The following is a 209-nucleotide window of genomic DNA, read 5'->3' on the forward strand; positions in this document are numbered from 1 at the left end:
GACAACCTGGGCAACATCATCGAAGGCGTGGCCGAGGGCAACCTGGTGATTCTCGATTCGTGGCCAGGCCAGGCGCGCACGCTGTACGGCGACCATGACCGCTTCGTCGACACCTACTTCAAGACCTTCCGTGGCATGTACTTCACCGGTGACGGCGCACGTCGCGATGAAGACGGTTACTACTGGATCACCGGGCGTGTGGACGACGT

At 61.2% G+C, this 209-nt stretch carries 1 pseudogene; it reads left to right on the forward strand.

Going from position 1 to position 209, the window contains the following annotated elements:
- Positions 1-209 (forward strand): annotated as a pseudogene (locus tag QMX98_RS35050) (AMP-binding protein); the annotation flags it as partial.

It is taken from the genome of Pseudomonas sp. PS02303, from assembly GCF_029959925.1.
Lineage (GTDB): Bacteria > Pseudomonadota > Gammaproteobacteria > Pseudomonadales > Pseudomonadaceae > Aquipseudomonas > Aquipseudomonas mandelii.